The 22,715-nt window shown below is 69.3% G+C and carries 17 protein-coding genes and 1 pseudogene; 8 read left to right on the top strand and 10 right to left on the bottom strand.

Features of this window, described 5'->3' with window-relative positions:
• Window positions 1–16 precede the first annotated feature (16 nt).
• A complete protein-coding gene (locus tag DEW08_RS22040) occupies window positions 17–934 on the top strand; it encodes an SMP-30/gluconolactonase/LRE family protein (RefSeq protein WP_109331380.1) in 918 nt (305 codons plus the stop codon).
• A 12-nt stretch (window positions 935–946) separates the two neighbouring features.
• Here DEW08_RS22040 and DEW08_RS22035 read toward each other — a convergent pair whose 3' ends face one another.
• Window positions 947–1,693 (bottom strand): FadR/GntR family transcriptional regulator, encoded by a 747-nt coding sequence (locus tag DEW08_RS22035; protein WP_109331379.1) that lies wholly within the window; start codon window positions 1,691–1,693, stop codon window positions 947–949.
• 274 nt (window positions 1,694–1,967) lie between these two features.
• Between DEW08_RS22035 and DEW08_RS22030 the strand changes: the two genes are divergently transcribed.
• The 5 genes and pseudogenes from DEW08_RS22030 to DEW08_RS22010 all read left to right on the top strand — a co-directional run bounded on the left by DEW08_RS22030 (window position 1,968) and on the right by DEW08_RS22010 (window position 7,200).
• The gene (locus tag DEW08_RS22030; protein WP_109331376.1) at window positions 1,968–3,002 is read left to right on the top strand and encodes a TRAP transporter substrate-binding protein; all 1,035 of its coding nucleotides are present in this window, start codon (window positions 1,968–1,970) and stop codon (window positions 3,000–3,002) included.
• Window positions 3,003–3,084: 82 nt separating this feature from the next.
• Window positions 3,085–3,672 (top strand): TRAP transporter small permease subunit, encoded by a 588-nt coding sequence (locus DEW08_RS22025; RefSeq protein ID WP_109331375.1) that lies wholly within the window; start codon window positions 3,085–3,087, stop codon window positions 3,670–3,672.
• Window positions 3,665–4,984 carry a TRAP transporter large permease gene (locus tag DEW08_RS22020; protein ID WP_109331374.1) on the top strand — a complete coding sequence of 440 codons (1,320 nt, stop codon included), beginning with the start codon at window positions 3,665–3,667 and terminating at the stop codon, window positions 4,982–4,984. Before DEW08_RS22025 ends, DEW08_RS22020 begins: the two co-directional genes overlap by 8 nt.
• Before the next feature lie 14 nt (window positions 4,985–4,998).
• Window positions 4,999–5,967, top strand: coding sequence for a LysR family transcriptional regulator (locus tag DEW08_RS22015; protein ID WP_109331372.1), 969 nt, complete (start codon window positions 4,999–5,001; stop codon window positions 5,965–5,967).
• Between the two features lie 55 nt (window positions 5,968–6,022).
• Window positions 6,023–7,200, top strand: a pseudogene (locus tag DEW08_RS22010) (fumarylacetoacetate hydrolase family protein).
• A 22-nt stretch (window positions 7,201–7,222) separates the two neighbouring features.
• Here the strand turns inward: DEW08_RS22010 and DEW08_RS22005 are convergent.
• The 8 genes from DEW08_RS22005 to chvE all read right to left on the bottom strand — a co-directional run bounded on the left by DEW08_RS22005 (window position 7,223) and on the right by chvE (window position 17,547).
• The gene (locus DEW08_RS22005; RefSeq protein WP_109331371.1) at window positions 7,223–8,806 is read right to left on the bottom strand and encodes an aldehyde dehydrogenase (NADP(+)); all 1,584 of its coding nucleotides are present in this window, start codon (window positions 8,804–8,806) and stop codon (window positions 7,223–7,225) included.
• Window positions 8,807–8,909: 103 nt separating this feature from the next.
• Window positions 8,910–9,839: a dihydrodipicolinate synthase family protein gene (locus DEW08_RS22000; protein ID WP_109331364.1), complete on the bottom strand. Its 930-nt coding sequence runs from the start codon at window positions 9,837–9,839 to the stop codon at window positions 8,910–8,912.
• A gap of 37 nt (window positions 9,840–9,876) precedes the next feature.
• Entirely contained in the window at window positions 9,877–10,746 is an 870-nt protein-coding gene (locus DEW08_RS21995) for an SMP-30/gluconolactonase/LRE family protein (protein WP_109331363.1), read from the bottom strand.
• Window positions 10,747–10,756: 10 nt separating this feature from the next.
• Window positions 10,757–12,577, bottom strand: coding sequence for an IlvD/Edd family dehydratase (locus tag DEW08_RS21990; protein ID WP_109331362.1), 1,821 nt, complete (start codon window positions 12,575–12,577; stop codon window positions 10,757–10,759).
• A gap of 80 nt (window positions 12,578–12,657) precedes the next feature.
• Window positions 12,658–13,614, bottom strand: a complete 957-nt coding sequence (locus DEW08_RS21985) for a Gfo/Idh/MocA family protein (RefSeq protein ID WP_109331361.1) — start codon at window positions 13,612–13,614, stop codon at window positions 12,658–12,660.
• 45 nt (window positions 13,615–13,659) lie between these two features.
• Window positions 13,660–14,868 (bottom strand): multiple monosaccharide ABC transporter permease, encoded by a 1,209-nt coding sequence (gene mmsB / locus DEW08_RS21980; protein WP_109331360.1) that lies wholly within the window; start codon window positions 14,866–14,868, stop codon window positions 13,660–13,662.
• The gene (gene mmsA, locus DEW08_RS21975) at window positions 14,865–16,400 is read right to left on the bottom strand and encodes a multiple monosaccharide ABC transporter ATP-binding protein (protein ID WP_109331359.1); all 1,536 of its coding nucleotides are present in this window, start codon (window positions 16,398–16,400) and stop codon (window positions 14,865–14,867) included. Before mmsA ends, mmsB begins: the two co-directional genes overlap by 4 nt.
• 70 nt (window positions 16,401–16,470) lie before the next feature.
• Window positions 16,471–17,547, bottom strand: a complete 1,077-nt coding sequence (gene chvE, locus DEW08_RS21970) for a multiple monosaccharide ABC transporter substrate-binding protein (RefSeq protein WP_109331358.1) — start codon at window positions 17,545–17,547, stop codon at window positions 16,471–16,473.
• 839 nt (window positions 17,548–18,386) lie between these two features.
• Here chvE and hflX point away from each other — a divergent pair.
• Window positions 18,387–19,727, top strand: a complete 1,341-nt coding sequence (gene hflX / locus DEW08_RS21965; RefSeq protein WP_109331357.1) for a GTPase HflX — start codon at window positions 18,387–18,389, stop codon at window positions 19,725–19,727.
• Between the two features lie 51 nt (window positions 19,728–19,778).
• Here the strand turns inward: hflX and DEW08_RS21960 are convergent, their stop codons facing one another.
• Complete coding sequence (locus tag DEW08_RS21960) at window positions 19,779–20,702, bottom strand: aldose 1-epimerase (protein WP_109331356.1); 924 nt, start codon at window positions 20,700–20,702, stop codon at window positions 19,779–19,781.
• A gap of 720 nt (window positions 20,703–21,422) precedes the next feature.
• Between DEW08_RS21960 and glf the strand changes: the two genes are divergently transcribed.
• Window positions 21,423–22,700: a UDP-galactopyranose mutase gene (glf, locus tag DEW08_RS21955; RefSeq protein WP_245986870.1), complete on the top strand. Its 1,278-nt coding sequence runs from the start codon at window positions 21,423–21,425 to the stop codon at window positions 22,698–22,700.
• Window positions 22,701–22,715 lie beyond the last annotated feature (15 nt).

Below are 22,715 nucleotides of genomic sequence, written 5' to 3'. Positions count from 1 at the left end.
GGGGGGAGGGCGCGGCATGTCCCTGGTTGGCGATCACCTCGAATACCACGACCGGCGCTTCTACGACCTGACGGTGCCGATTGCGCCGCTGGAGACGCTGTTCACCGGCTGCCGCTGGGCCGAGGGTCCGGTCTGGTTCGCCGACGGCGGCTATCTGGTCTGGAGCGACATTCCCAACAACCGGCTGCTGCGCTGGGTGCCGGATCTCGGCGTCGGGGTGTTCCGCGCCAACTCGAACTATGCCAACGGCAACACCCGCGACCGCGAGGGGCGGCTGGTCAGTTGCGAGCATGGCGGCCGCAGGGTGACGCGGACCGAACACGATGGGCGCATCACCGTCCTGGCCGACCGGTTCGAGGGCAAGCGGCTGAACTCGCCCAACGACGTGGTGGTGAAATCCGACGGCACGGTGTGGTTCACCGACCCGACCTACGGCATCCTCTCCGACTATGAGGGCTACAAGGCCGAGCCGGAGCTGGCGGGCTGCTACGTCTTCCGCCTCGACCCCGCGACGGGCGACCTCGGGGTGGTGGCGGAGGATTTCGCCAAGCCCAACGGTCTCGCCTTCTCGCCCGACGAGCGCACCCTGTATGTCGCGGACTCCGGGGTGTCGCACGACCCGCAGGGGCCGCACCATATCCGCGCCTTCACGGTCGGCGACGACGGGCGGCTGTCCGGCGGCCGGGTCTTCGCCGAGATCTCGCCCGGCGTGCCGGACGGCTTCCGCGTCGATGGTCAGGGCAATGTCTGGACCAGTGCCCGCGACGGCGTGCAGTGCTTCGCGCCGGACGGCGCGCTGCTCGGCAAGGTGCGGATTCCGCAGATGGTGTCCAACCTGACCTTCGGCGGTCCGCGGCGCAACACGCTGTTCATCACCGCCACCTCGACCCTCTACGGCCTCAGCGTCGGCGTGGCGGGTGCGGCGCGGGCCTGAAGGGCGGCGCGGTCAGACCTGCGCCATCTCGCCGCGGGACTGCGCCCGCACCCGCTCGATGTCGGCGCGGTTGTTGGTCAGCAGCTTGCGCATCGCCGCCGCCGCCCCGTCCGCGTCGCGGCGCTGCACCGCCTCCAGCACGGCCTTGTGCTCCTCCAGGTTCGAGACGAAGGCGTTGTCGTGCTCGTTCGCGGTGGCGAAGTTCACGCGCAGCAGGACCGAGAAGGCGGTGAAGACGCTGAGCAGCAGGCGGCTGTCGGCGGCCTCGAACAGGCGGCGGTGGAACAGGATGTCGGCGTCGATCGACGCGACGGGGTCGTCCCGCTCGCGCTCCATCGCCTCGAACGCCTCCCACATGCGCAGGCACTGCACGGTCGTCGCCCGGCGGGCGGCCTTTGCCGCCACCTCCGGCTCGATCATCCAGCGCAGGTCCATCAGCTCGTCCAGCAGCCGTTCGCGCGCCTGCGGGCTTCCCAGGCTCCAGGACAGCAGGTCGGGGTCCAGCAGGTTCCATTCCGCGTGGGGCTGCACGATGGTGCCGGCGCGCCGGCTGGTGCGCAGCAGCCCCTTGCCGGCCAGCATCTTCACCGCCTCGCGCACCGCGTTGCGCCCGACCCCCAGCGCGTCGGCCAGCTCCGGCTCGGTCGGCAGGGTCGAGTCGGGGGGGTATCGCCCTTCGGCGATCCGGCGGCCGAGCACCTCGGCCACGCCGGCCACGCGGCTGGTCGCCGGCTGCTCCCCGCTGTCCCTGTCCTTCATCCGCAACGGACCGCTCCTTCGGCAAGAATCCCCGTCGCACGGTACCGGCGCGGAAGGGGAAGGCAATAGGACCGCCCCCCGGTTTCCCGGTCAACACCGGCGTCGCAGGCTGCGGAGATTAGGTGGGATGAAAAATAATAATCATCCCTTGATATATTGTCACGCCTCTGGATAATCACGGATACGAACAGAGTGGTGCGCGCCCGCTCCCGGTGGGAAGCGCCCGGCAGAAGCCCTGACGGATCGCAGGGCCGGAACGAGGAGGGACCCATTGATGAGCAAACTTTTGTCGGCCGCGGCGGCGGCATCGCTCGTGGCCATGGCCGCGCTGTCCGGCCCGGCCATGGCGCAGGGCAAGGGCAAGACCTACGAGCTGCGTTTCCAGTCCAGCGACACGTCCGGCGCGCTCGCCTTCCAGATCGCCAGGGACTGGGCCGAGCGTGTCGGCAAGATGAGCGGCGGCCGCATCAGGATCGAGATGATGCCGGTGGGCTCCGTCGTCGAATACAGCGAGACGCTGGAGGCGGTGGGCGCCGGCATCCTGCAGGGCCACGTCACCGACAGCTCCTACTTCACCGGCAAGGATCCGGCCTTCGCGCTGATCGCCAACCCGGTGGGGGCGTGGAGCGACCCCAACGACATGCTGAACTTCTTCAACTACGGCGGCGGGCGCGAGGTCTACAACCAGATCGTCAATCCCTACGGCGTGCAGTTCATCGGCGCCTCGGCGGCGGCGGTCGAATCCATCGCCTCGCGCGTGCCGATCGACAAGGTCGCCGACCTCAAGGGGCTGAAGATCCGCGCGCCGGAAGGGCTGGTGCAGTCCACCTTCGCCGCCGCCGGCGCCTCGCCGGTGAACCTGCCGCAGTCGGAGGTCTTCACCTCGCTCGACAAGGGCGTCATCGAGGCGGCCGACGCCACCACGCTCGCCACCAACGACTCCATGGGCCTTCACGACATCGCCAAGCACCCGCTCTGGCCCGGCTTCCACTCGCTGCCGATCGTCGACATCTCGATCAACAAGGCGATCTGGGACGAGATGCCGGAGGATCTGAAGACCATCCTCACCGTGTCGGTCAACGACCTCGCCCGCGACAGCGTCTCGCGGGTCGCCATGATGGACAAGAAGGTCGCGGCCAAGCTGCGCGCCCGCGGCGACGTGACCATCCATGACTGGCCGCTGGAGGAGCGGCAGAAGTTCCGCCAGATCGCCCAGTCGCAGTGGGCCAAGTTCGCCGAGCGCTCCCCCAACGCGCAGAAGGTCTACCAGGCCCTGACGGCCTATCTGAAGGACCAGGGGCTGCTCTGACCCGGGCCGGTGCCGGTACCGGCGGCAAACCGCGACGCGTGACGAAGCCGGGCGGCCCGACCGCCCGGCGCTGGGAGGAGCCATGGAGACGCAGCATGACGGCGGGGCCGCGCCGCCGGGCCAGCCGACGGACCGCCTGTCCGCGGTCATCGCCTGGATAGGGCGCTATCTCTGCATCCTGTTCATCGTCAGCACGGCGGTCTCGGTCTACGAGATCGTCATGCGCTACCTGTTCAATTCGCCGACGGTCTGGGTCCACGAGACGACGACCACGCTGACGGCGATCTGCTTCGCCTTCGGCGGGGCCTATTGCCTGGCGACCGACAAGCACATCCGCGTCGTCCTGATCTACGACCATGTCGGCCCCCGGGTCCGGCGCTGGATGGACATCGTCATCAGCCTCGTCGGCGCGGGGGTGTGCGGGCTGATGGCCTACGCCTCCTGGGGCATGGCCTGGAAGTCGCTGTTCACCCCGTCCGGCGCCTTCCGGATCGAGACCAGCGGCAGCGCCTGGAACCCGCCCTCTCCGGCCCTGCTGAAGCCCTTCCTGTTCCTGATCCTGGTGGTGATGACGCTGCAGTTCCTGCTGCAGATGTGGCGCCACATCCGTCGCCCGCCCGGCGACGTCCATCACGGCCAGCCCGGCGCGGGGGTTTACGAGGATGCTTAACCTGCAGGACCTTGGCATCGGCGGCGGCAGCCTGACGATGTTCGCGCTGCTGCTCGGCCTGCTGGTCACCGGCATGCCGCTCGCCTTCGTCACCATCCTGGTGGCGCTGATCTTCGCGCTGGGATGGTTCGGGCCGATGGTGATCCCGATCGTCACCACGCGCATCTACTCCTTCATCACCCAGTACGTCTTCGTCTCGGTGCCGATGTTCGTGCTGATGGCGTCGATCCTCGACCGCTCCGGCATCGCGCGCGACCTGTTCGACGCCATGAAGATCATCGGCGGGCGGGTGCGCGGCGGCGTGGCGGTGCAGACCCTTGTGGTCTCCGTCATCCTCGCGGCGATGTCCGGCATCATCGGCGGCGAGATCGTGCTGCTGGGCCTGCTGGCGCTGCCGCAGATGCTGCGGCTGGGCTACGACCGCAACATGGCGATCGGCGTCGTCTGCTCGGGCGGCGCGCTCGGCACCATGATCCCGCCGAGCATCGTCCTCATCATCTACGGCCTGTCGGCCAACGTGTCGATCGGCGACCTCTTCACCGCCTCCTTCGTTCCGGGGCTGCTGCTCGCCTCGCTCTATGCGGCCTATGTGCTGATCCGGGTGCGGCTGAACCCGTCGCTGGCGCCGCTGCCGGACGAGGGCGACGGGATGGCCGCGGCGGACCGCTGGTCCCTGATGAAGGGGCTGATCATGCCGCTGCTGGTGGTCGTCTTCGTGCTGGGCTCGATCTACGGCGGCATCGCCTCGGTGACGGAGGCCTCGGCCATCGGCGTGGCCGGCGTGATCCTGTCCACCGTCCTGCGCGGCGAGTTCTCGTGGCGGATGCTGTGGGACAGCGCGCTGCAGACGCTGTCCACCTGCGGCATGATCGTCTGGATCGGCATCGGCGCCAGCGCGCTGATCGGCGTCTACAACCTGATGGGCGGCATCCGCTTCATCGAGGGGCTGCTGCTGAACGTCTCCGACACGCCGATCGTCATCGTGCTCTTGATGATGCTCATCCTGGGCGTGCTCGGCATGTTCCTCGACTGGGTCGGCATCGCGCTGCTGTGCATCCCGATCTTCGCCCCGATCGTGGTGAAGCTGGGGTACGATCCGGTGTGGTTCGGCGTCCTGTTCTCGATGAACATGCAGGTGTCCTTCCTGTCGCCGCCCTTCGGCCCCGCCGCCTTCTATCTGAAGAGCGTGGCGCCGCCGGGGATCACGCTGGGCATCATCTTCCGGTCCCTGGTCCCCTTCATCGGCCTCCAGATCCTGGCGTTGGCCCTGGTGCTGGCTTTTCCGTGGATCGCGCTCTGGTGGAAGCCGTGAACCTGCGAGGTCCCATGTCCACGAAGCAGTTCCCCGCCGACTGGTTCCTGCGCGCCCGGCTGAAGCTACGCCACATGCAGCTTTTCCTGGCGCTGGACGAGCACCGCAACCTGCACCGCGCCGCCGCCAGCCTCAACCTGTCGCAGCCCGCCGCCTCCAAGCTGCTGTGCGACCTGGAGGACTCGCTGGGGGTGGAGCTGTTCGAGCGCCACCCGCGCGGGATCGAGCCGAACTGGTACGGCGCCCTCATGATCCGCCACGCCCGGATGATCCTGTCGGAGCTGGGCGAGATCGGGCAGGAACTGACGGCGCTCCACGCCGGGCACAGCGGCCGGGTGATGATCGGCACGGTCACCGGCCCGGCGGTGGAGTATCTCGCCAAGGCGGTGGACCGGCTGCAGCGGGCCCACCCGCGCCTGCGCATCACGGTCGAGCTGGAGAACAGCGACGTGCTGCTGAACCATGTCGAGCATGGCCGGCTGGATTTCGCGCTGGCCCGGCCGTCCAAGGCGCGCGACCCCTCCATCTTCCTCTATGACGAGATCGGCGAGGAGGAACTGAGCTTCCTCTGTCGCGACGGCCACCCGCTGCTCGATCTCGGCCGGCCGGTCAGGCTGGAGGATTTCGCCGACCAGCTCTGGGCGCTGCCGCCGCGCGGGACCCTGCTGCGCGACCGGGTGGACGCCATGTTCCGCTCGGCCGGGCTGCCCGCGCCGTCACGGGTGGTGGAGAGCGTCTCGCCGGTCATGCTGGCGGCGCTGGTCGCGCCGACCGACACCATCACCGCCTTGTCGCGCCCGCTGGCCTGCCTGTTCCAGGCGCCGGGGCGCTTCGCCATGCTGCCCTTCGAGAAGCGTTTCGCCGTCGAGCCCTTCGGAATCGTCCGCCTGCGCGGCCGGCCGCTGTCGCCGGGCGCGCTGACCGTCCTGCAGGAGATCCGCGCCGCCATGTGCGACGCCGACCTGCTGGTCGGGGCGGACTGACGCCGCATCCCCGTTCCTCCGCCCGTTCATCGGCAACTTCACCGGGAAAGCCCCCATGGACCTGACCCCCGCCGACTGCCTGCCCCAGGATCACGACCGCGCGACGCTCGTCGGGCGGGTCTGGCTGCCCGATGCCGGCGGGCCGGCCGTGGTCCGCGTCACCGCCGAGGGCGTCTACGACCTCTCCGCCCTCGCCCCGACGATGAGCGCGCTGCTGGAGCTCGACCGGCCGGCCGAGGCGGTGCGCAGCCACGGCGGCACCCGGCTGGGGGCGGCGGACGCCGTCCTCGCCAATTCGCGCTGGGACGCCCGCGACCCCGCGCTGCCCTGGCTGCTCGCCCCCTGCGACCTGCAGGCGGTCAAGGCCGCCGGCGTCACCTTCGTCGTCAGCCTGCTGGAACGCGTGATCGAGGAGCGGGCGAAGGGCGATGCATCGCGTGCCGAGGAGGTGCGCGCCGCCATCGCCGGCGTGCTCGGCAGCAGCCTCGCCAGCCTGCAGCCCGGCTCTCCCGCCGCGCAGCGGCTGAAGGAGATGCTGGTCGCCCAGGGCATGTGGTCGCAATATCTGGAGGTGGGCATCGGCCCCGACGCCGAGGTCTTCACCAAGGCGCAGCCGCTCTCCGCCGTCGGGCCGGGGCCGAGATCGGCATCCACCCGAAGTCGGAATGGAACAACCCGGAGCCGGAGGTGGTGCTGGCGGTGGACAGCCGCGGCGCGGTCAAGGGCGCCACGCTGGGCAACGACGTCAACCTGCGCGACTTCGAGGGGCGCAGCGCCCTTCTCCTCAGCAAGGCGAAGGACAACAACGCCTCCTGCGCCGTCGGCCCGTTCATCCGCCTGTTCGGCGAGGGGTTCGGCATCGACGACGTGCGCTCCGCCGAGGTGACCGTCACCGTCACGGGCGAGGACGGCTTCGTCCTGACCGGCAGCAGCGCCATGTCGATGATCAGCCGCGATCCGCTGGACCTCGTGGCCCAGACGATCAACGGCAACCACCAGTATCCGGACGGCTTCGTGCTGTTCCTCGGCACCATGTTCGCCCCGATCCAGGATCGCGGGGCGCCGGGCGCCGGCTTCACCCATCGCCTGGGCGACACGGTCGCCATCGGGTCGCCGCGGCTCGGCCGGCTGGTCAACCGGGTGAACCACAGCGACCGGATCGCGCCGTGGAGCTTCGGGATCGGCGCGCTGATGCGCAACCTGGCGAAGCGGGGGCTGGCCGGCGCCCCGTGAGGCCCGGCCGGCCACCCGCCTGTCAGTCGCGGGTGAGCATCCCGTCCACCCGCCGCCAGAGCTTCAGCGGATTGCCGTCGCGCAGGGCCTCCGGCAGCAGGGCCTGCGGCAGGTCCTGGTAGCAGACCGGCCGCAGGAACCGGCGGATCGCCAGCGTGCCGACCGACGTGGTGCGCCCGTCGGAGGTGGCGGGGAAGGGGCCGCCATGCACCATGGCGTGGCCGACCTCCACCCCCGTCGGGTAGCCGTTGACCAGGATGCGGCCGACCCGCCGCTCCAGCACCGGCAGCAGGGCGCGCACCTCCCCGGTGTCGCTCTCCTCCATGTGGATGGTGGCGGTGAGCTGGCCTTCGATATGCTCCACCACGGTGCGCAGCGTCGCGAGGTCGGGGCAGCGGACGACGAGGGAGGAGGAGCCGAAATTCTCCTCCTCCAGCGCCGGATCGGACAGGAAGCTCGCGGCCTCCGTGACGAACAGCGCGGCCTGGCTCTGGTTCGGGCCATTGCAGGCGCAGCCGCGCCCCACCTCCCGCACCGTCGGATTGCCCGCCAGCTTTTCCAGCCCGGCCGTGTAGGCGGCATGGATGCCGGGCGTCAGCATGGTCGCCGGCTGCACGCCGCCGAGCGCGTCCGCCGCCGCGGCCAGGAACGCGTCCAGCCCGTCTCCCCCGACCGCCAGGACGAGGCCGGGATTGGTGCAGAACTGCCCGGCCCCCATGGTGAGCGACCCGACGAACCCCTTGCCGATCGCCTCGGCCCGCCGGGCCAGCGCGCCGGGCATCAGGATGAAGGGATTGACGCTGCTCATCTCCGCATAGACCGGGATCGGCTCCGGCCGTGCCGCCGCCACCCCCATCAGCGCCAGCCCGCCGCGGCGGGAGCCGGTGAAGCCCACCGCCTTGATGTGGCGGTGCGCGACGAGGTCGGTGCCGATCTGGTTGCCCGTCCCGACCAGCATGGAGAAGACGCCCTCCGGCATGCCGCAGGCCGTCGCGGCCGCCTGGACGGCCCGGCCGACCAGCTCCGACGTGCCGGGATGGGCGGGGTGCGCCTTCACCACCACCGGGCAGCCGGCGGCCAGCGCCGAGGCGGTGTCGCCCCCGGCCACCGAGAAGGCCAGCGGGAAGTTGCTGGCGCCGAAGACGGCGACGGGGCCGACGGCGATGTGGCGCTGGCGCAGGTCGGGCCGCGGCAGGGGCTTGCGGTCGGGCAGCGGCGTGTCGAAGCGCAGCTCCGGCCAGCTTCCCTCGCGCAGCACCTCGGCGAACAGGCGGAGCTGCCCGGCGGTGCGCGCCCGCTCGCCCTCCAGCCGGGCGCGCGGCAGGCCGCTTTCGGCCATGGCGCGCTCGATCAGCGGGTCGCCGATGTCGATGATGGCCTGCGCGATAGCTTCCAGGAAGCGCGCGCGGCTCTCGGCGTCGGTCTCGCGATAGGCGTCGAAGGCGGCCCAGGCCAGATCGCAGGCACGGTCGACCTCCGCCCTGGTCCCGCCGCCGAAGGCCGGCTCCATCCGCTCTCCGGTCGCGGGATTCACCGCGTGGAACTCGGCGTCGCTGCCGCGGATGCTGGACGAGCCGATCAGCATCTCGCCGGTGAGTGTCGTCATGGGGAACTCCTCAAGGCACTGGGGTGGGGCGGCGTCCGTGGGGTGCGGCCGTGGACGGCGGGCCGGCCCCCGCCCGGCACTGCCCGGACGCCGCCGCCCGCGGTCAGCGCGCCCAGCGCAGGACCAGCGGGTCGAGGCGCCGGGCCGTCTCGATCAGGCCGGCGCGCGTCTTCGGGTGCAGCGGCTGCAGCGGATGGCGCACCGCCTCGCTGGCGATGATGCCGCCCTCCTTCATCAGCGCCTTGGCGGCGATCAGCCCCGCCTGCCGGTTCTCGTAGTTGATCAGCGGCAGCCAGCGGCCATAGGCCGCGACGGCGGCCTCGCGGTCGCCGGCCTGCCAGGGGTCCATGATCTGCCGGATGCCATCGGGATAGCCGCCGCCGGTCATCGCCCCGGTGGCGCCGGCGTCGAGGTCGGGCAGCAGGGTGATCGCCTCCTCGCCGTCCCACGGCCCTTCGATGGCGTCGCCGCCCAACTCGATCAGTTCGCGCAGCTTGGAGGCCGCCCCCGGCACTTCGATCTTGAAGTAGCTGACGTTGGCGATCTCCTTCGCCATGCGCGCCAGGAAGGGTGCGGACAGGGCGGTGCCGCTGACCGGGGCGTCCTGGATCATGATCGGGATGGCGATGGCGTCGGAGACGATGCGGAAGAACTCGTGGATCCCGCGCTCCGGCACCCGGATGGTCGCGCCATGATAGGGCGGCATGACCATCACCATGGCGGCCCCGGCGTCCTGCGCCGCCCGGCTGCGCCCGGCGCAGGCGCGCGAGCTGAAATGCGTCGTCGTCACGATCACCGGCACGCGCCCCGCCACATGGGACAGGATGCGGTCGATCAGCAGCGTGCGCTCCTCGTCGGTCAGCACGAACTGCTCGGAGAAGTTGGCGAGGATGCACAGGCCGTTGGAGCCGGCGTCGATCATGAAGTCGACGCAGCGCATCTGGCCGTCGAGGTCGAGCCCGCCACGCTCGTCGAAGATGGTGGGGACCACCGGGAAAACGCCGCGGTAACGGGGCTCAACGCCTGCCGTCATGGAAGTCACTCCTCTCGATGAAACTTGTGGTCGCCCGTTACCCGAAGCGGTCCGGCGGCAGGCCGGCCACGCCGGGGACGCACTCGAAGATGCCGCCGGCCAGCGGCTCGCCGGGCCGCTCGTGGGCGGCGGTCGTGATGATCAGCCGGTCGAGATCGCGGCCGGCGAAGGTGCAGGAGGTGACGCGCGACACCGGCAGCCGGACGATCCGCTCCGGCGTCCCGTCCGGCAGGAAGCGGCTGACCCGGCCGCCGTCCCAGTGGGCGACCCACAGCCCGCCCTCGGCATCGCAGGTCATGCCGTCCGGGAAGCCGTCGGCCTCGGCGAAGCGGAGATGTACCCGCCGGTCGGACAGCGTGCCGTCCGCATGCCGCGTGAAGGCGTAGATGGTCCGGGTGAAGCTGTCGGTGTGGTAGAGCGTGCGCCCGTCCGGCGACAGGGCGGGGCCGTTGGCGACCGTGTAGCCGGGATCGACGCGGACCACCGTGCCGTCCGGGTGGAGGCAGTGCAGGGCGCCCGACGCCTCCTCCTCGGCATCGTGCATCGACCCGATCCACAGCCGGCCCAGCGGGTCGGCCTTGGCGTCGTTCAGGCGGTTGGCCGTGGCATGGTCCTCCAGCCGGGCCAGCTCCGCCACGATCTCCGGATGCGGGCCGTCGAGGCGCAGATGGACCACCCGCCGGCTGCGCAGCCCGGCGACGAACCCGTCGCCGTCGCGGCGCTCCACCAGCCAGCAGGCCGCCTCCTCCATCGGCCAGACGGTCCGTGCCCCATCCGCGAGCGACAGCCGCAGGATGCGCGACCCGCGGATGTCCACGGCATAGACGGCGTTCCGGCCCGGCGACCACAAGGGCCCCTCGCCGAGGATGGCGCCGGCCGGCCAGAGGCAGCGTGCGTCGATGTCCATCGTCGTCCCGTCAGTGGTTGTCGCGCGGGATGCCGAAGGTCTGGGCGACGCGCTGGTACTTCACCGCCGGCTTCAGCACCATGCCCTCGTCGAGCTGCTCCACCATGCCGCGCTGGATCTCCTGCCAGGGGGTCTGCGACGCCGGATACCGGTAGCCGCCGTCCGCTTCCAGCGCGGCGCGCCGGGCCTGCAGCTCCTCCTCCGGGACCAGCATGTCGGCGGCACCGGTCTTCAGGTCGATGCGGATGCGGTCGCCGCTCTTCAGCAGGGCCAGCCCGCCGCCCGCCGCGGCCTCGGGTGCCGCGTTCAGGATCGAGGGGGAGCCCGAGGTGCCCGACTGGCGGCCGTCGCCGATGCAGGGCAGGGAATGGACGCCCTGCTTGATGAGGTGGGCCGGGGGCCGCATGTTCACGACCTCGGCCCCGCCGGGATAGCCGATCGGGCCGGTCCCGCGCATGACCAGGATCGTATAGGCGTCGACGCCCAGATCCGGATCGTCGATGCGGTGGTGATAGTCCTCCGGCCCGTCGAACACCACGACCTTGCCTTCGAAGGCGTCGGGATCGTCGGGGTTCGACAGGTAGCGCTCGCGGAACTCCTCGGAGATCACGCTGGTCTTCATGATGGCGCTGCCGAACAGGTTGCCGCGCAGCACGACGAATCCGGCCTTCTCCTTCAGGGGACTGTCGAAGGGGCGGATCACCCGCTCGTCCAGGATCGGCTTGTCGCGGCAGTTCTCGCCGATGGTCCTGCCGTTGACGTTCATCGCGTCCTCGCGGATCAGGCCGCGGCTGATGAGCTGCGACACGACCGCCGGCACGCCGCCGGCATGATGATAGTCCTCGCCGAGATACTCGCCGGCCGGCTGCAGGTTGACCAGCAGCGGGATCTCGTAGCCGTGGGTCTGCCAGTCGTCCACCGACAGCTCCACCCCGACATGGCGGGCGATGGCGTTCAGGTGGATGGGCGCGTTGGTGGAGCCGCCGATGGCGGAATTGACGGCGATGGCGTTGAGGAAGGCGTCGCGCGTCAGGATGTCCGACGGCTTGATGTCCTGCTCGACCATCTCGACGATGCGCTTGCCGGTCTCGAAGGCGGCCTGCTGGCGCTCGCGGTAGGGCGCCGGAATCGCGGCGCTGCCGGGGAGCTGCATGCCCAGCACCTCCGTCAGCGAATTCATCGTCGTGGCGGTGCCCATGGTGTTGCAGTAGCCGGTGGAGGGGGCCGAGGAGGCCACCAGCTCGACGAAGCCCTGATAGTCGATCTCGCCCGCCGCCATCATCTGGCGGGCACGCCACACGATGGTGCCCGACCCGGTCCGCTCGCCGCGGAACCAGCCGTTCAGCATCGGCCCGACCGACAGGGCGATGGCCGGAATGTTGACCGTCGCGGCGGCCATCAGGCAGGCCGGGGTGGTCTTGTCGCAGCCGATGGTCAGCACCACGCCGTCCAGCGGATAGCCGTACAGCACCTCGACCAGCCCGAGATAGGCGAGGTTGCGGTCGAGCGCGGCGGTCGGCCGCTTGCCGGTCTCCTGGATCGGGTGGACGGGGAACTCCATCGGAATGCCGCCGGCGGCCCGGATGCCGTCGCGGATCCGCTCGGCCAGCACGAGATGGTGGCGGTTGCACGGGCTGAGGTCGGAGCCGGTCTGGGCGATGCCGATGATCGGCTTGCCGGACTGCAGCTCCTCCCGCGTCAGGCCGAAGTTCAGGTAGCGCTCCAGGTACAGCGCCGTCATGTCGGGGTTGTCTGGATTGTCGAACCACGCGCGGGAGCGCAGCGTCTTCTGCGGTGCGGCGGGCTTGCCTGCGTGGGTGGGATCGGACATCGGGACTCTCCTCGGGGCCGATGCCGCTGACCGCGGCATCATGGGACGTCTTCAGGGGGTGGCGGGCCTCTCGCGGGGCCTCACCAGTGAAAGGCTGCGGTCGTCCTGCGGCGGCCGACGGACCAGGCGTCGGCGACCAGATGCAGCGGGGCGGCGTCCACGTCGCTCGTCCCCTCGTCGATCAACCGCCGGAAACGGCGATAGATGCGGCGGTATTCGCTGTCGGGCTCGGACAGCACCGGGGTGCCGTCGACGAACAGGCGCGTGCCGCCGTGGGTCAACTCCAGCCGGCGGCCGTCCTCCAGCTCGACCGCGATGGTCCAGGTCTGCTCGCCCTCCTGCCGGAAGTCGAACTCGACCGACACCGGGCCGACGGGGGCGCCGGCGGCGGCGCGCAGCGTCATCGTGACGGCGATCGGCGTCTCGCGGTTCTCCGGCACCAGCAGTTCCGCCTCGCGGACGAAGAGGGGCGCCGGCATGATGCGGGTCAGGATCGACAGGGCGTTGATCCCAGGATCGAACACCCCGAAGCCGCCGGGCTGCCAGATCCACTCCTGGCCGGGATGCCAGCGCCGGACATCCTCCTTCCAGTCGATCCGCACGGCCCGGATGGCGGCGCCGGCCAGCCGCTCGCGCGCCGCCTCCACCGCCGGGTTGAACTGCGAATGCCAGGCGGTGAACAGGACCCGCCGGTTGCGGGCGGCGACGGCGACGAGGTCGTGCAGCTCGGACACGGTGGCGGCCGGCGGCTTTTCCACCAGCACATGCTTGCCGGCCGCCAGCGCCGCCGCCGCCAGCCCGTGGCGGACCGAGGGCGGCGTGCAGAGCGCGACCGCGTCGAGCCGGGGCAGGGCGGCCAGCATCTCCTCCTGGCTGCGGAAGGTCGGCACGCCCTCGGGCCCGTCGCCTTCCAGCCCGGTCCCGTGCGGGCTGACCAGCGCCGCCAGCTCGAAGCTGCCGGTCTCGGCGATGGAGGGCAGATGCTGGTCGCGGGCGATCTTGCCCACGCCGACGATGCCCAGTGTCGGTCTGCTCATGGCTTGCACCTGGCGTTGGGGCCGGGCGCCGGTCGGGCCGGCGCCTCAGCCCTTGTTCTTGTTGTAGACGTCGAAGAACACCGCGGCGAGCAGCACCAGGCCCTTGATGACCTGCTGCCAGTCGATGCCGATGCCGAGGATCGACATGCCGTTGTTCATCACGCCCATGATGAAGGCGCCGATCACCGCGCCGGTGACCTTGCCGACACCGCCCGACGCCGACGCCCCGCCGATGAAACAGGCGGCGATGACATCCAGTTCGAAGGAAACGCCGGCTTTCGGCGTCGCCGTGTTCAGGCGCGCGGCGAAGATCAGGCCGGCCAGCGCCGCCAGCACGCCCATGTTGACGAAGGTGTAGAAGCTGAGCCGGCGGGTATCGATGCCGGACAGCTTGGCCGCCTTCTCGTTGCCGCCCATGGCGTAGACGCGCCGCCCGATCGTCGTGTCCCGGGTGACGAACGCATAGAGCGCGATCAGCAGGCTCATGATGATCAGGACGTTCGGCAGCCCCTTGTAGGATGCCATCAGGTAGCCGAGGTAGGTCATGCCGCCGGCCAGCACCAGGTTCTTCCCGACGAACAGGACCAGGGGTTCCTGCTCGATCTCCAGGCGCTGGCGGCGCAGCCGGGTCGCCAGGTTCAGCCCCACCAGCGCCAGCGCGACCGCGCCGCACAGCAGCAGCGTCGTCATGTGGACGCCCTGGACCCCGAACAGGTCCGGGATGAAGCCGGAGCTGAGGCGCTGGAACTCCACCGGGAAGGGGCCGACCGACTGGCCGGCCAGCAGCGTCAGGCTGAGGCCGCGGAACACCAGCATGCCGGCCAGCGTGACGATGAAGGAGGGGATGCGGAAATAGGCGACCCAATAGCCCTGCGCCGCGCCGATGGCCGCGCCGACCAGCAGGCAGAGGATCGTCGTCGGGATGAAGTGCAGGCCGTAGCGCACCATCAGGATGGCGGCGAGCGCGCCGATGAACCCCACCACCGACCCGACCGACAGGTCGATGTGGCCCGCCACGATCACCAGCAGCATGCCCAGCGCCATGATGACGATGTAGCTGTTCTGCAGGACCAGGTTGGTCAGGTTCAGCGGCTGCAGCAGCGTGCCGCCGGTCATGTATTCGAAGAACAGGACGATGGCGACCAGCGACAGCAGCATGCCGTAATCGCGCATGTGGCTCTTCACGAACCGGCCCAGCGATCCTTCGGGCGACTGCTGGGAGGCGGGGGCGGGAAGATTGATCTCGGCACTCATTGCAGCGTCTCCCCGGACGACATGATCGCCCGCATGATTTTCTCCTGGCTGGCCTCGGCGGCCGGCATCTCGGCGACCAGCGCGCCCTCGTTCATCACGTAGATCCGGTCCGCCACCCCCAGCAGTTCCGGCATCTCGGACGAGATCAGGATGACCCCCCGCCCCTCGGCGACGAGCTGGTTGACGATGGTGTAGATCTCGTACTTGGCGCCGACGTCGATGCCGCGGGTCGGCTCGTCCAGGATCAGCACCTGCGGGTCCGCGAACAGCCACTTGCTGAGCACGACCTTCTGCTGGTTGCCGCCCGACAGGTTGACCGTCTGCTGGAAGATGCCGGAGCAGCGGATGCGCAGCCGGCGCCGGAAATCCTCCGCGACGCGGATCTCCCGCTCATGGTCGATGACGCCGCCCTTCGCCACGCCGTTCAGGTTGGCGAGCGTGACGTTGTGGCGGATGTCGTTGTCGAGGACGAGGCCGTAATGCTTGCGGTCCTCCGTCGCATAGGCCAGCCCGTTGCGCATCGCCCGGCTGATGGTCGAGACGTCGATCTCCCGCCCGTCGAGATAGGCCCGGCCGCGGATGTTCTGGCCGTAGGAGCGGCCGAACAGGCTCATGGCGAATTCGGTGCGGCCGGCGCCCATCAGCCCGGCGATGCCCACCACCTCGCCGCGGCGGACGGTCAGGTTCACGTCCTTGACGACGCGCCGTCCGGGATGGACCGGGTGGTCGGCGTTCCAGTCCTTCACCTCGAACAGGACGTCGCCGGGACGGTGGTCGCGGCGCGGATAGCGGTCGGACAGCTCGCGCCCCACCATGCCGCGGATGATGCGGTCCTGGCTGATCGGCCCGTGATGGCAGTCCAGCGTCTCCACCGTCGTGCCGTCGCGCAGGATCGTCACCCGGTCCGCCACCTTGGCGATCTCGTTCAGCTTGTGCGAGATCAGGATGGAGGAGATGCCGCGCCGCTTGAACTGCAGCAGCAGGGACAGCAGGGCGTCGCTGTCGCTCTCGTTCAGGCTGGCGGTCGGCTCGTCCAGGATCAGGAGCTTCACCTCCTTCGCCAGCGCCTTGGCGATCTCGACGAGCTGCTGCTTGCCGACGCCCAGGTCGGTGATCAGCGTTTCCGGCGGCTCGTTCAGACCGACCGTCCGCAGCAGCCCGCGGGCGCGCAGCGTCGCCGCCGACCAGTCGATGACGCCGCGCCGCGCCTGCTCGTTGCCGAGGAACAGGTTCTCGGTGATCGACAGCAGCGGCACCAGCGCCAGTTCCTGGTGGATGATGATGATGCCCTGCCGCTCGCTGTCGGCGATGGTGCGGAACGCCATCTCCCGGCCGCGGTACCGGATCTCGCCGCCGTAGCTGCCGTGCGGATAGACCCCGCTCAGCACCTTCATCAGCGTGGATTTGCCCGCGCCGTTCTCGCCGATCAGGGCGTGGATTTCGCCTTCGCGGACCGACAGGTTGACGTTGTCGAGCGCCTTGACGCCCGGGAACGTCTTGGTGATTCCGCGCATTTCGAGGATCGTGTCCATCCGGCCATCCTGGTTGCGAAACGGGTCGCCCCGGCCGCCCCGGAGGGCGGCCGGTTTCGCGCGGCTCGGATCAGCGGATCTCGCTTTCCTTGTAGTAACCGCTGTCGACCAGGACCTGTTTCCAGTTCGACGCGTCGACGCTGACCGGCTTCAGCAGGTAGGACGGCACGACCTTCTTGCCGTTGTCATAGGTCTTGGTGTCGTTGACCGGCGGGGCGCCGCCGCTCATCAGCGCCTCGACCATCTGCACCGTCACCTTCGCCAGCTCGCGCGTGTCCTTGAAGACGGTGGAGCGCTGCTCGCCCGCCAGGATCGACTTCATCGAGGGGATCTCGGCGTCCTGGCCGGTCACCACCGGCATCGGCTGCTGCGGCGTGCCGTATCCCACGCCCTTCAGCGAGGAGATGATGCCGATGCTGATCCCGTCATAGGGCGACAGCACCGCGTCCAGCCGGCGGTTGCCGTAATAGGCGCTCAGCAGATTGTCCATGCGCGCCTGGGCGGTGGCGCCGTCCCAGCGCAGGGTGGAGACCTTGTCCATGCCCATCTGGCCGCTGGCCACCTTCAGCTTGCCGCTGTCGATGTAGGGCTTCAGGACGGACATCGCGCCGTTGTAGAAGAAGTAGGCGTTGTTGTCGTCGGGCGAGCCGCCGAACAGCTCGATGGTGAAGGGGCCCTTGCCCTCCTTCAGGCCCAGCGCCTGCTCGATGTAGCCGCCCTGCAGGACGCCGACCCGGAAATTGTCGAAGGTCGCGTAGTAGTCGACGTTGGAGGAATTGCGGATCAGCCGGTCGTAGGCCAGCACCTTGATGCCGCGGTCCGCCGCGTTCTGCAGCACCTCGGTCAGCGTCGTCCCGTCGATCGCGGCGATCACCAGAACCTTCACGTTCTTGGTGACCATGTTCTCGATCTGGGCGAGCTGGTTGGGGATGTCGTCCTCGGCATATTGCAGGTCGGTCTTGTACCCCTTTTCCTGGAAGTACTTGGCCATGTTGCTGCCGTCGGCGATCCAGCGGGCCGAGGATTTGGTCGGCATGGCGATGCCGACTGTGCCCTTGTCCTGGGCCAGCGCCGTCTGCCCGGTCGGGGCCATCGCGGCGAACAGGCCGATCGCCAGCCCGGCGATCGCGAATACTGGGGATTTCATCCGTCCCTTCCTCCCGGTTGTTCGGCATTGCCCTGTTGAGGCGTCGCCCGCTTTTGCATCGGGCAACTTGAGCGCGGCAGTCCCCGCCTCGGCGATTTGCTTGGGCGGGTCTCCCGACTGCGTCACGGCACCCGCGTCTTGTCGCCGGACACGGGAGGAAGAATCTGTTTGTTCGCCATAACTGTCAAATTCATAAATCGTTAAGCTTGATAACCGTTTTGCTATCGCACATGCTGTTTGGGCACCCCGTCCGGTGAAGCCACCGCCGGCCGGGGGGCGCGATCCCGTCCGGAACGGGGTGACGATTTTTCCGCTCGGGCCGCTTGACCGCCGCCCCGGCCTTCCCATCTATGGCCGGTCGCCGGACGTCCGGCGCCCGTATCAAAAGCTGGTGCTTCAATGAACTAAGCAGAACCGACGCCGCCTCCCAAAAGCTCGGGACCGCGTTCGGACTTCGGGGTCCGGCTCTCTTGCCGGCCTCGCCCGGAAACCTCGGGTCTGCAGAGACCCTTGGTCTGCTGCCGTGCAGGCTTTGCCGCCGTCCGCCGCCGAAAGGCCGGCGCCGGTCCGGTTCGCCTGACGCCGTCATCACCAGACGATCCCCATCGGTCCGCTTTTTTCGGCGGGCCTCTCCGATCCTCCCCGGCCTTGCTCCGGGGCTGGCCGCCTTGCCGTCCCCTCCCGACGGTCTGGCGCCGCCCCGCGGCCGGGGAGGACCCCCATCCGCAGCGTCCTGCCGTACCGGCGGGCGTGCACGCTCCTCCGGCGGCGTCGAATGCCGGATCGTCGCAACCCGCAGCCTTCCCGGGTCCGGGAGCCTGCCATGGGAAAGAACCGGTATGGGACATCACACCAATCTTCAAGCCGGCCGGTCCGGCCTTGCGCGCACCGGCAGCGGACGCGCGCTCGTCCTCCACCCCGTCCTGCGAAGCAGGGAGCAGGACAGCCCCCGCAGCCCCGAGGCCAGCCTCGAGGAGGCGGTCGGTCTCGCCCGCGCCATCGATCTGGAGGTCGTCCACGCGGCGGTCGTCAAGGTCAGCCGGCCGCAGCCGGCAACCCTGCTGGGCGGCGGCGCCGTCGAGCAGGCCGGCCGCCTGATGGAAGAGGCGCGCGGGCGGGACGAGGACATCGACCTCGTCATCGTCGACCACGCCCTGTCGCCGGTCCAGCAGCGCAACCTGGAAAAGGCCTTCGGTGCCAAGGTGATCGACCGCACCGGCCTGATCCTGGAGATCTTCGGCGCCCGTGCCCGCACCCACGAAGGCCAGCTCCAGGTCGAGCTGGCGGCGCTCAGCTATCAGAAGTCCCGCCTCGTCCGCTCCTGGACCCACCTGGAACGGCAGCGCGGCGGCTTCGGCTTCATCGGTGGTCCCGGTGAATCGCAGCTCGAGATCGACCGGCGTCTGATCGCCGGCCGCATCGACAAGCTGAAGAGGGAACTGGACGAGGTGCGGCGGACCCGCGGCCTGCACCGCAAGGCGCGCGCCAAGGTGCCGTACCCCGTGGTGGTGCTGGTCGGCTATACCAACGCCGGCAAGTCCACCCTGTTCAACCGGATGGCCGGGGCGGACGTCTTCGCCAAGGACCTGCTGTTCGCGACGCTCGATCCCACCATGCGCGCCATCGGGCTGCCGACCGGCCGCAAGGTGATCCTGTCCGACACGGTGGGCTTCATCTCGGACCTGCCGACCCATCTGGTCGCCGCCTTCCGCGCGACGCTGGAGGAGGTGCAGTCGGCGGACATCATCCTGCATGTCCGCGACATCGCCCATCCCGACAGCGAAGCCCAGAAGGCGGATGTGGATGGCGTGCTGCGGGATCTCGGCATCGATCCGCAGCAGGACCCGCGGGTGGTCGAGGTCGCCAACAAGATCGACCTGCTGGACGCGCAGGGCCGCGAGGCCGTGCTCGCCCGGGCGGAGCGGTCCGGCAGCCTGTGCGCCGTCTCCGCCACGACGGGGGAGGGGCTGGACACCCTGGCGGCCCTGCTCGACCGCCGGATGACCGCCGGGCGCAAGCTGGTGGAGATGGACATCGAGCTGTCCGACGGCGCGACGCTCGCCTGGCTCTACGCCAACGGCGAGGTGCAGGGCCGCCGCGACGACGATCGCCTCGCCCACCTGCAGGTCGCCATCGAGCCGGCGCTTCTCGCCCGGCTGGAACAGCGGCTCGCGGCTTGAGCGAACTGATCTGACGATGGAAAGGCCGTCCTTCGGGGCGGCCTTTCTCGTTCACGGCCGGCAGGGCTCCAGCCGGAAGGCCGCCTGCGTGCTCTCCCCGGGGGCCAGCACCATGCCGCCGACCTTCTCCCGGCCGAGATGGGTCAGGTTCGGCCAGTCCGTGCAGTTGCTGACCGGCTCCAGGCAGAAGAAGTCGTAGGCGGACGGCGTATAGGCGACCATGAAATCCAGCGGCGCGTCCGCGACCATGCGCATGGCGGCGTTCCGCTCCGGCCAGCGGACGGTGGCGGTGCGGTCCCAGCCCGTGAAGTTGTTGTCGAGATCGGCGTCGCTCACCCTCAGGCCGGTGGCGAGCCGCTCGCACACCCAGCTCCGCTCCAGCGCGGTCGGCATCACCTCCTCGTCGGCGGACCAGATCGCGTCGACCGTGGCGGTGATCGTCGTTTCCGGTGTGCGCGGCCAGTAGGGGTGATGGCCGAGGCCGAGCGGCATTGGCCGGTCGCCGCGGTTGGTCACCGCCAGCGTCACCTGCAATCCCGCCTCGCTCAGCTCGAAGACCTGTGCCGCCGAATAGGCGAAGGGCCAGGCCGCCGGCTCATGCTCGAAGGCGAGGGAGAGGGTGGAGTCCCCGTGGCTTGCCACCGTCCAGGGCCGCCGCCAGGCATCGCCGTGGATGGCATGGCGCGAGGCGGCATAGTTCTGCGGCAGGGTCACCTCGACGCCGTCGAAGGTGAAATGCCCGTCGCGGATCCGGTTGCAGTAGGGGATCAGCGGGAAGCTCGCCATGCCCAGCGGGTTTCGGTCGGCGATCGCCTCCGCGCTGGCGGGACGCAGCCAGTCGATCGGTCGGCCGTCCCACAGGCCGGCGAAGCGGGCGATCGATCCGCCGACCTGCGGCGCGACGTCGAGCGTGAAGGGGCCGGCGGCGATGGTGACGACGCCGGGCAGCCGCGGCGCGGCGGGATTGGTCGGCATTCTGCGTCCTGTCCTGATGGCCGGGGCGGGGGGCCGGAAACCGCGGCTGCCCGTGCCTGATCTTCCCATCGCCGGCCGTGGCGGTCGATTCCGCGAAAGGTGGGAGGGCGAAAGCGCCGGAACCGGCGCGATCCCATTTTTGTCGCGGCCGGCCGGCGCGATCCGCTACCGACTTGGTGATATGCCAGAAGAATAGAAGCCGCTTCGGGCCCGCAGCGCAAAGCAATTCTCCAGTCAAACCGACGCGCTGGAGGCCGGGGGTCTTAGTGTCTGCAAACTCTATGAAAATGGCTGATTCGCTGTCCCATTCCCAATGACGTCTCCGCTGGTATCTCAATCGATTTGAAGCGAAATCTCGGCAGCACAGTACGGGAACCCGAGGGGATTTTCGCTGTTCCCCGACCTCGGAATAGAATGCCGTGATGGTTTGTTCGTCAAATCACAGAACGACGGGCAAGGCCTGGATGATCTGATTTTTCGAAAGTCATCGGATCGTGGGGATGTGGCGCATGAAGTACTCCGAACGCATGATGATAGCTGGTCGTGCGAGAGATTTCGTCAAGGAGGTCCATGCGAATACCGCCCTGATTCTGTAAGGCGGAGCTTCCCGACCTGATCACTGCCGGCGTGGTCCTCGTCCCCTGGACGGGCCGCGGCGGCAATCGACTGCCACGACCAGTCCTGGGGTTCGACCTGGGGCCGAATGAAAGGACCGATCGAATGCGTGACGTGATGACCGGTGCTGCGGGCGGGCCCGCGGTCACCCCCCTCCACGGGGTCCGCAACGGCGTCGCGCTGAGCGGGCGCGCCGGCTTCGACTACCTGATCGTCGGGGCCGGATTCGCCGGCAGCGTGCTGGCCGAGCGGCTGGCCCGGGGCCTGGGCAAGCGGGTTCTCCTGATCGACCGCCGCCCGCATATCGGCGGCAACGCCTACGACCATTACGACGACCACGGGGTGCTGATCCACCGCTACGGGCCGCACATCTTCCACACCAACTCGACCCAGGTCGCGGAGTATCTTTCGCGCTTCACCAGATGGCGCCCGTACGAGCACAAGGTGCTCGCCCATGTCGACCAGCAGCTCGTCCCCATCCCGATCAACCGCAGGACGGTGAATACCCTTTATGGCCTGGAGCTGGACGAGGCCGGCGTCGCCGCCTTCCTCGCCGGGCGGGCCGAGCCGGTGGCCGATATCCGCACGTCGGAGGATGTGGTGGTCGGGGCGGTCGGGCGGGAACTCTACGAGAAGTTCTTCCGCGGCTACACCCGCAAGCAGTGGGGCCTCGATCCGTCGCAGCTCGACAAGGCGGTGACGTCGCGCGTGCCGACGCGGACCAACGACGACGACCGCTATTTCGGCGACAGCTTCCAGAACATGCCGCTGCACGGCTACACGCGCATGTTCGAGAACATGCTGGACCATCCCAACATCAAGATCATGCTGAACACCGACTACCGCGAGGTCCAGCGCGAGGTCCGCTACGACAACCTGATCTTCACCGGACCGGTGGACGAGTATTTCGACTACCGCTACGGCAAGCTGCCCTACCGGTCCCTGAAGTTCCGTCACGAGATGGTCGACCAGGAGCGGTTCCAGCCGGTGGCCGTGGTCAACTACCCGGCGGAGGATGTGCCCTATACGCGCATCACCGAATACAAGCACCTGACCGGCCAGCAGCATCCCCGGACCAGCCTGACCTACGAGTTCCCCTCCGCCGAGGGCGACCCCTACTATCCCGTGCCCAAGCCCGAGAATGCGGAGCTCTACCGCAAGTACCAGGCGCTGGCCGACGCCACGCCGAACGTCCACTTCGTCGGCCGGCTGGCGACCTACCGCTACTACAACATGGACCAGGTGGTGGCGCAGGCGTTGAAGCTCTTCGACCGCATCCTGCATGCCGAGACCGGCGGCCGGTCGCTGACCGAAGCGGCGAAGGCATTCTCCGGCCTCATGCAGGGCACGCCCCTGAAGAAGCGGGTGGATGCCGCCGAATAGCCGGCGGCCCTTTCC

This window comes from Azospirillum thermophilum (genome assembly GCF_003130795.1).
Classification (GTDB): Bacteria; Pseudomonadota; Alphaproteobacteria; order Azospirillales; family Azospirillaceae; genus Azospirillum; species Azospirillum thermophilum.
This window is presented reverse-complemented; position numbering and strand designations above follow the sequence as displayed.